This window comes from Gillisella vitis (assembly GCF_021559775.1).
In the GTDB taxonomy this organism is placed as follows: domain Bacteria; phylum Pseudomonadota; class Alphaproteobacteria; order Rhizobiales; family Rhizobiaceae; genus Allorhizobium; species Allorhizobium ampelinum.
The window spans coordinates 454,982-463,409 of record NZ_CP056049.1 but is presented as its reverse complement, the minus strand read 5'-3'; the positions used below and the strand labels follow the sequence as shown (position 1 = coordinate 463,409).

Sequence of the window (8,428 nt, the reverse complement as noted above, 5' to 3'; positions counted from 1 at the left end):
TTCCTTGATCTGTTCTCTTGGGGCACTCAAGAATTAGGGGCGCTCAGGAATGAAACGGGCAACCTTTGCCCTTGGGATCGATGAGGCCGAGCCGTCCGCGCTCAAAACGGCGCAGCGTATCGACAGCATTGCGATCCTCAAACCGCAGGCTTCCGCTGTCCACGAAGCGCGAGCAGACGCCCGTATGGCTTTCAGCGAGATATTTATAGGCCGCAATAAACGCGGAATGGGCGCTTGCGAGTTCGTCCGGAAGCGTTTCAAAGATTGGGCGCAGATCCCGCCAGACGCTGATCAGGACGGCATGATCCCACGACATCAGGCCGCTAAAATCGTCCGATTCCACATGCGGCTTGGTCATGGAGGTGCGCACGGTCGCCTCATAGACGTCTTTCGGAAAACTCGCGGCGAGTTCCATGGACGCAGCCGAGGAGACAAGCAGTGTCGAGGCGGTATTAAGCTCCTGTTCGGCAGACGTCAGCTGACCGCGCTCCACCGACAGCTGGAACCGGCGCAGCGAAACGATGAGCCCCTGAACGTTCAAAAAGAATGCCCAGTGAAACTCCCGCCAGATCGCATAGGGAGAGGGAGGGCTGACGGCGATCATCGAAGCGGCTCCAGACCGAAGGTCCGGGCAAGCAGATGCGCGTGGCTTTCAAAGCCTTCCATCTGGTGGCGGACGTGGACCACGGGAAGGTCCGGGCTGCGGGCAAAGAGCAGGGTGACGGCGCGCACCGTCTGAATGAGGCTCCGCACCATGGCGACAGCGGGTTCTTCCGCAGACTGACGGTTGACGCGGAAATAGCGGTCATAGTCCGTTGCCTGAAAGGGCGTGAGCGGCAGCCCCGCCGTTTCGATTTCCGGCCTTTCGCCTGCCGCCTTGCCCAGATCAGTCAGCAGCGCGTCCAACTGTGCGGTGATCTGCGGATGGTCAAGCTTAATCGCCTCAAGCAGACCGGAAAGCACGCCATGCATGCGGCGTTTCTCGATCTCGCTGAGCGGCGTTTCAGCGGGCAACCCGTCAGGAAGTGGCAGGTCGAGCCAGCCATCATCGGCCGGTGCCTCCATCGGGCCGGATGCCTTGACCTCTTTCAGGGTGATCTGGCCGCGAGGCGGATTTTCGACAGCAAGGCTCTCCTCGCGCGCGGCATCCGGGTCGAGTGCGCGTTGATACTGGCTCAAGGCTGCACCTCCTTATCGGTTGACGGACGTGTCGCCGTCCATCTGGCGACGGAGTGAAAGCGGGCGCATATCGGTCCAGACCGCAGCAATGTGGTCGAGGCAGGCTTGTTTTTCCCCCTCGAAGCTGCCATCGCGCCAGCCAAGGGGGATGGGCTTGTAGGTCGGCCAGATCGAGTATCGCTCCTCGTCGCTGATGACGACGCGGTGCGGAAAGTCAATGGTTTGGTCCTGGTTGCTCATGGCGTTGTTCCGTCGGAGAGGGGGATGAGGCCGAAACCTGCAAGCGATTGCAGGCCGTTCAGGAAGGCATCATGGATGGCTGTGATGTCGCCATCCGAATGGGCGGTGGAAAGAAAGCCGCCCTTGTCGCCGCTGCGCAGATGAATGCCAGCGGTGAGCAGTTCGAGCGATAGCAATCCCAGTGCAAGCGGCGGGATGCGGCTGCGGTTGACCGCAATCGAGAAGAAGGAGCCGAACTGGGTGAAGACAACGGGCAGCCGTGCTGCCGCAAGCGAGACATTCAGGCGCTCGACAAGGCTGCGTGTGCGTGCGTTGAGGCCATCCTGTAGAGACCGGCCTTGCTGGAGCATGTACGTCGCGGCTGCGCGCGCGGCCGCAAGCGCCAGAGGATGGCGGCAATAGGTTCCGGCAAAAAAGGTCGCTTGGGCTGGGGGAACAGACTCATCCCCGAAAGACCAGGGGCCACCATCGATATGGTTCATCAACCGATTGCTGCCAGCAATCAACGCCAGCGGCAGTCCGCCGCCAGCAATCTTGCCATAGGTCGCCAGATCCGCCTCGACTTCGAAATGTTGCTGCGCACCGCCGGGTGCGACGCGAAAGCCGCTGATCATCTCGTCGAAAATGAGGACAGCACCTGTCCGCTGCGTCACATCGCGCAGCGCGTGCAGAAAGGCGCGGGGCTGGACGTCGATATTGCGGCTTTGCACCGGCTCAACCAGCACGGCGGCAAAGGTTTCGCCATCCCGCTCCAAGATGTCCAGTGCACGCGGGTCGTTATAGGGGAGCAACACGACATCCTCCGCCGTCGCAGGCGAAATGCCGGGAAAGGCGGGAACGGTGCGCTCATCATCGGGGGCGGCAATGCGGTTCAGGACCTGATCCGAATGGCCGTGATAGGAGCCGATGAACATCGCAATTTTGCGCCGCCCCGTGGCCGCCCGCGCCAGCCGCAGCGCGGTCATCACGGCTTCGGTCCCAGTGTTGGTAAAGGTTACTCTTTCCTTGCCCGTTAGCGTGCAGAAGAGCGCTGCGGTCTCACCTGCCAGATCAGATTGCGGCCCAAGCGCAAAGCCCTTGGCAAGCTGTGCCTCAATCGCGTCGCGGATAAAGGGCGGATTGTGACCAAAGAGGTTGATGCCCATCCCCATCAGCACATCGATATAGCGATTGCCGTCGATATCATGCAGTACTGTTCCCTCCGCCCGGTTTACCACAATCGGGTAGAGCGCCTCCTTGGCCATTAGTGAGAAGGGGACGCCGATTGCCGATTTATCAGCGAGGACGTGCCGGTTTTGCGCGCCTATCGCCTTGGACTTTTCCGTCTTCATATTGAAAGCGGCTATGATGGCGGCTGCCGCTTGGGCGGGCGTCGGATTGCTCGTCAACGCATTCATAGGGCGGTCTCCTTTGCGGTCTCTGCCTGCATGTCGGCAGTGGGCGCTTTCCGGCAGAAGAAATAGGCGGCATGGCTGTCATCCACCGGCCCGCCTTGCGTGCTGCGCAATTCGACGGAAAAGCCGCTTTCATGCAGCGCGCGTGCCATGGCGTCGAGGTTGTGCCCCCAGATTCGGTTGACGACCGAGTGATGCTCCCACTGCGGCCGCAAGCGGCTGAAGCGGGAGAGGAGTGCGAGGCGGATACGCCGGAACTGAGCCAACCGACCAAACAGCCGATCCAGCACGGAAACGGGATGCGCATCGGGGCGACGGTAGATATCGACGGTGAAGGCACCCCGGTTTGCTGCCGAGTCGTATTGCGGTGTAATCAGCCACGCGAAGTCGGTGTTGATCTCGCCCTCCGTTGGATGGCCGCGCCAATAGCGCGACATCTGGGCCGGATGGTTGACGTCGAACACGAAGATGCCGCCCGGCTTCAATGCGCGGCTGACGCTCGAAAACACAAAGACCAGATCGTTGACGCTTTGCATGTGATTGAGCGAGGCGCTGGTGCACAAAACGGCATCAAAGGGCGTGTCGAAGGTGAAGTTGCAGGCATCACCCTCCGTGAAGGTCACCGACGGGGCGTTTTCGCGCGCAAAGCGCAGCATGTCGGCGGAGCCGTCGAGGCCAGTCACTTTAAAACCGCGCTCAGCAAGAGCCGCCGCGAGCTGGCCGGTGCCGCAGCACAGATCCAGGATCGCGCCACTAGTCGGCACATGGGGCAGTACTACGCGCTCAATCGGGCCGATCTTATATGCGCCATAGCGGGGGCCAAGCGTGCGGTTATAGAGCCACGCCCAGTGATCGTATTTGCTTGCTTGTTCAAGCATATCTCTGCTCATTTTCTTTGGAAGGGTTGAGCGCGCCAGAGAGAATGAAAGCGCGCAGATAGGAGCGAAAAAGGCGAAGGTCGAGCGCTGGCTCGACAATCGATGCGAGCGCCAGCGCGCGATGCGTTTCACGGCGCTCAACGGTGCGGATTGTACCCTGCGATGAACTGGCTGGCTTTTGTTCGAAAAGGCCCATCAGCGGGTAAAGCGGATGATCGGTCTCTTCCCGCGCAATGCGATCAAGCTCGGCACGCCATTCCAGCCGGGGAATGCGTCGCAGATGGAGCCCTTCGGCGGCTGCCGCCTCAAACAGCAGCGCGGAGGAGACGGGCGAAGAATGGACCAGATGGAAGGTCTTGCCAATCGATGAGGGTTCGTCCGCAAGGGCAATGATCGCGTGCGCGACCGTGTCCACCGGCAGCATTTCCAGCGGGGTGTCACCCTCTGGCGCAAGGCCTGAGCGCAGATAGCCCTGCATGAGCCGGCACAGGATGTCGGCTTTGTTGAAAGTGCCGGTGCGGCTATCGCCCGAAATCGCGCCGGGGCGGTAGATTGTCACCGGGAGACCACGCTCTTTGGCGGCTTGCGCAAGATGCTCCGCAACCCACTTGGTCTGGTTGTATCCGCCGACAGGCAAGGGGAAGTCCCCGATCACGGCGCTTTCGCCTATCGTCTCCCCGGCTCCTCGGCGTGTCAGGGCGCTGAGCGAGGAAATAAGATGCAAGGGCCGTCCCCGGCCCACCGCCGCCAGCCGGATCGCCTCGACCGTGCCGCCAACATTGGGAGCGCGGAGGCGTTCATAAGGATGCAGATGATGAACCTCCGCACCATTGTGGATGATGGCGTCTACGCTTTCGACAAGTGCAGTATACGTAGCATCGGAAAGTCCGAATTTTTGCTGTGAAAGATCGCCCGGCAGCGGTCTGATGCGTGCTAAAAGGTCATCCCGCCAGAGGCCGTAGGATTGAAGCGATTGGCGCAGGCGATCCGCCCCGGTCACACCCCGGACAAGGCAGGAGACCGTGCGAGACCTGTCCTTGAGCAGTTCGCTGAGCAGATACGCGCCCAGAAAGCCTGTTGCTCCGGTGAGAAACACATGGTTCAAAGGATGAGTAGACACAATCCGCGTCGGAATGCGGATGGCCGCATCAAGCTCGGTATCGGCCCGGCACATCTCCTCTTCCGTCATGGGGCTGTGGTTTCGGTTGCTTATCCTTGCCGCCAGTGCTTCGACTGTCGGGGCCTCGAAGAGATCGATAATGGCGATGTCGAGGCCGAACGCCGATTTGGCAAGGGCCGATAGCCGCGTGGCCAGCAGCGAGTGACCGCCGATTGCGAAGAAATCATCGGTGGCCGAGACATGCGCGCACCCGAGGATTTGCGCAAAAATTGCCGCGATTGTGTTTTCCATCTCTCCTTCCGGCATACGGCCAGCCTGTGGAGCCAGATCTGGAAGCGGAAGTGCTCTGGTGTCGATCTTTCCATTGACGGTGAGTGGCAAGCGATCAAGCCAGACGAAGGCGTCCGGCACGAGGTAGCGGGGCAGATGTGCGGCGAGGAATGCCTTCATGTCCACGGCGCTGATGGTGGTTGCATCCTTGGCAACGCCGTAGGCAATGACGCGCTTTTGACCATCAATCTCGTGGATCACGACTGCCGCAGCCACTATGGTGGGATGCGTCAGCACCATGGCCTCGATTTCACCCGGCTCAATGCGATAGCCACGGATTTTCACCTGATCGTCGAGGCGGCCAAGCACCCGGATGCGGCCATCGGCCAGCTGGCAGGCGCGGTCGCCTGTTCGATAGAGCACGCCGCCCGTTGCGGAAAATGGATCGGGCACGAAGCGCTCGGCCGTCAGTGCCGGGCGACCGTGATAGCCTCGGGCGATGCCAAGCCCGCCGATATGGAGTTCGCCCGGTTGACCGACCGGAACCGGCTCTAGGTTGGCGTCGAGCACATAGAGTTGCTTGTTGGCTGCGGGCAGCAAGGTTGCTTCAATGGGATGGCCATTGCCGCAGGGGACCATGCTCGCATTGACCGTTGTTTCCGTCGGGCCATAGGCATTGATGAACAGCCGCCCCGTTCCCCAACGTTCGATCAATTCCGGCGTCGGCGCTTCGCCGCCGGTTAGCACCATGCGCAGTGCTGGATAGTCGTCAGTCGGAAGCGCGATGAGCGCGGAAGGTGTCATCGTCACATGCGTTACGGCTTGCGTTTTCAGGTGTTCGGCAAGCGCTGGTCCGGGCAGAAGGTCGCTGGCGGGCAGCAGCAGCAATGACGCGCCTGCGCCAAGCGCCATGACGAGTTCCGGAATCGAGGCATCAAACGAGAAGGAGAAGAACTGGAGCACACAATCGCCCGGCTTCACCCCGCCAATACGGATCTTGTGTTGCGTCAGGTTGACGAGGCCCCTGTGCTCGACAAGCACGCCTTTTGGCCGCCCGGTCGATCCCGAGGTGTAGATGATATAGGCAAGGTGATCGGGCCGATTGACGAGATCAGGATTGCCCGTCGCCGCATCCCGTGGCCAATCGGTATCGAGATCAATGCGGGTTACTGTCTCCGGCAATGTCCGGCGGCTCTCGGTGAGAACCAAACGGGCTTGCGAGTCTGAGAGCATCATGGCGAGGCGTTCCGGCGGATAGGCCGGATCCAGCGGCAGATAGGCAGCGCCAGACTTGAGCACGCCGAGCCAAGCGGCAATCATGTCGAAACCGCGTTCAAGCGCGATGGCAACGATGGTCTCTGGACCCGCACCCAGACCGCGCAGGTGGTGCGCGATCTGGTTGGCGCGTCGGTTGAGGGCGTCATAGGTCAGGGTGTGTCGCTTGCCATCACTGACATGAACAAGCGCAATCGCGTCTGGTGTGCGGGCGGCGTGGGCCTCGAAGACCGTGTGGAAAAAGGCCTTCTCATCAAAAGGTGTTGCCGTTGCATTCCAGCCGACGATCTGGCGCTGACGCTCCTCGGTTTCCAGCAAGGGAAGAACGGCAAGGGCCGTGTCCGGCTCAATGGCAATTGCTTCGATCAGCACACCGAAATGGGCGGCGAGGGAGGCGATTGTCTCAGAGCGGAAAAGCGCTGTGTCATATTCGAAAGTGCCGTGGATCGTGCTTCCGGCATCGATCAGGTTGAGGCTGAGATCGAGTTTCGCAACACCATCGTGCCGTGGCAGGCGGGTCAGCGTAAGGCCCGAAAGTCCGACCCTCTGCTGCGGCTGAGCGTCGAGCTGGAATTTCAGCTGGAAAAGCGGATGGACGCTGGGATCGCGCTCTGGCTTCAGTGCTTCCACCAATTGCTCAAAAGGCAGGTCTTGGTGGTCAAGCACCGACCAGAGGGTCGCTTGGTTTTGGCGCAGCGTCTCGCGAAAGCTCGCTGCGGGATGAAGCCTTGTGCGCACCGGCAGCGGATTGACAAACAGGCCGATCAACCCTTCCGTCTCCCGGTGACGGCGGTTGGCGACGGGCGTGCCAATCACCAGATCTCTTTGCCCGGTATAGCGATAGACGAGGGTGTTGAAGGCCGTAAACAGCGTGGCGAACATGGTGGCACCTTCTGCTTTCGCAAGCGCTTTCAGCCGGGCCGTGGTGGCCGCATCGAAGGCGATGGAATGCAAGGCTCCGGCGTTGGCCTGAACAGGTGGCCGGGTCAAATCCCCCGGCAATTGCGTGGCGGGAAGCGGTGCTTCGAGATGATCGGTCCAGAAGTCGAGGGACCGCTCAAGCGCCGGGCCTGCCAGATGGTCGCGCTGCCATGCAGCGAAGTCGCCGTATTGGATGGGAAGCGCTGGCAGATCAAGCTCAACGCCCGTCACCTTGGCCTGATAGATCGCGGAGAGATCGCCAAGCAGCACATCCATCGACCAACCGTCCCCGGCAATGTGGTGCAGCGTCAGCAGAAGAAGGGTTCGCTCAGAGCCAAGGCGCATTGCCGTGAGACGGAGCGGCGGCTCAAAGGCCAGATCAAATGGCCGCCGCGCTTCCTCTTGCCGTATCCGGTCGATTTCCGCCTCATCGGGCATATCACCCTGTCGGTCGATCAATTGCAGCGGAATATCACTGTCGGCGATGATGCGTTGAGAGGGCATGCCATCCCGCATATTGATGCGGGTGCGCAGGATGGCGTGGCGCTCTGCGACGGCCTGAAGCGCTGCCTGCAATGCGGAAAGATCGATCCTGCCGTGGGCCTCAACAGCCAGCGATATGTGGTGAAGGCCAGCCTCCGGCATCATCTGCTCGACAAACCACAAGCGCTGCTGGGCAAAGGAAAGCGGCGGCGTGTCCGCATGACGGGCCGGGATTGTCTCGCTATGTGTCGCGTCTTGATAAGCGACGTTCAAGGAAAGATTCGCAATGATCTCCGCCTTGCGGGCGCGGATCGCGTCGGTGATGTCCTGCGTGAGCACGCTCTCCGAGCCGGAAAGTCGCAGCCGCCCATCGACGCATGTGATGCGGATGCCTTTTTCCGACAGGCGCGACAGCAGCGCTTCCACCGTTTCGGGAGCGGTCATCGGCATGCCTCCGCCAGAGCGCACCGGACCTGTTGCACACACAGTTGATGTGTGGAAACAACCATCTTGGAGATGCCTTTGCCCGGGACTATTTTGAACGTCATTACAACCTCAGATTGGATTGTGAATTTCGATTATGGAGGCGTTGAGCTGCTGTTTATATTGTTGACTAAGATATTCAAGAATTATATGCAAGTGCCAATTCGATGGCGACCACAGATTGC

General features: G+C 60.7%; 6 protein-coding genes. All 6 read right to left on the bottom strand.

The annotated features are described in order from the left end of the window. Positions 1-43: 43 nt before the first annotated feature. From AVCG78_RS24095 to AVCG78_RS24070, 6 genes are read right to left on the bottom strand one after another with little or no spacing between them, the layout of a single operon-like run. Positions 44-604: a siderophore biosynthesis protein gene (locus tag AVCG78_RS24095; RefSeq protein WP_071203375.1), complete on the bottom strand. Its 561-nt coding sequence runs from the start codon at positions 602-604 to the stop codon at positions 44-46. Beyond that, the gene (locus AVCG78_RS24090; protein ID WP_071584791.1) at positions 601-1,179 is read right to left on the bottom strand and encodes a hypothetical protein; all 579 of its coding nucleotides are present in this window, start codon (positions 1,177-1,179) and stop codon (positions 601-603) included. Before AVCG78_RS24090 ends, AVCG78_RS24095 begins: the two co-directional genes overlap by 4 nt. A gap of 12 nt (positions 1,180-1,191) precedes the next feature. Continuing rightward, positions 1,192-1,419 carry an MbtH family protein gene (locus AVCG78_RS24085; RefSeq protein ID WP_071203377.1) on the bottom strand — a complete coding sequence of 76 codons (228 nt, stop codon included), beginning with the start codon at positions 1,417-1,419 and terminating at the stop codon, positions 1,192-1,194. Beyond that, positions 1,416-2,816, bottom strand: coding sequence for an aspartate aminotransferase family protein (locus tag AVCG78_RS24080; RefSeq protein WP_071203378.1), 1,401 nt, complete (start codon positions 2,814-2,816; stop codon positions 1,416-1,418). The genes AVCG78_RS24085 and AVCG78_RS24080 overlap by 4 nt, the downstream gene beginning before the upstream one ends. After that, positions 2,813-3,691 carry a class I SAM-dependent DNA methyltransferase gene (locus AVCG78_RS24075; RefSeq protein ID WP_234902121.1) on the bottom strand — a complete coding sequence of 293 codons (879 nt, stop codon included), beginning with the start codon at positions 3,689-3,691 and terminating at the stop codon, positions 2,813-2,815. The genes AVCG78_RS24080 and AVCG78_RS24075 overlap by 4 nt, the downstream gene beginning before the upstream one ends. Continuing rightward, positions 3,684-8,204 carry a non-ribosomal peptide synthetase gene (locus AVCG78_RS24070; protein WP_071584792.1) on the bottom strand — a complete coding sequence of 1,507 codons (4,521 nt, stop codon included), beginning with the start codon at positions 8,202-8,204 and terminating at the stop codon, positions 3,684-3,686. Before AVCG78_RS24070 ends, AVCG78_RS24075 begins: the two co-directional genes overlap by 8 nt. Positions 8,205-8,428 lie beyond the last annotated feature (224 nt).

What these genes read in the sequence shown, in the direction of transcription:
- AVCG78_RS24085 (WP_071203377.1), bottom strand. Translation starts at nt 1,419, where the DNA reads ATGAGCAACCAGGACCAAACCATTGACTTTCCGCACCGCGTCGTCATC.
- AVCG78_RS24075 (WP_234902121.1), bottom strand. Translation starts at nt 3,691, where the DNA reads ATGCTTGAACAAGCAAGCAAATACGATCACTGGGCGTGGCTCTATAAC.
- AVCG78_RS24080 (WP_071203378.1), bottom strand. Translation starts at nt 2,816, where the DNA reads ATGAATGCGTTGACGAGCAATCCGACGCCCGCCCAAGCGGCAGCCGCC.
- AVCG78_RS24095 (WP_071203375.1), bottom strand. Translation starts at nt 604, where the DNA reads ATGATCGCCGTCAGCCCTCCCTCTCCCTATGCGATCTGGCGGGAGTTT.
- AVCG78_RS24070 (WP_071584792.1), bottom strand. Translation starts at nt 8,204, where the DNA reads ATGACCGCTCCCGAAACGGTGGAAGCGCTGCTGTCGCGCCTGTCGGAA.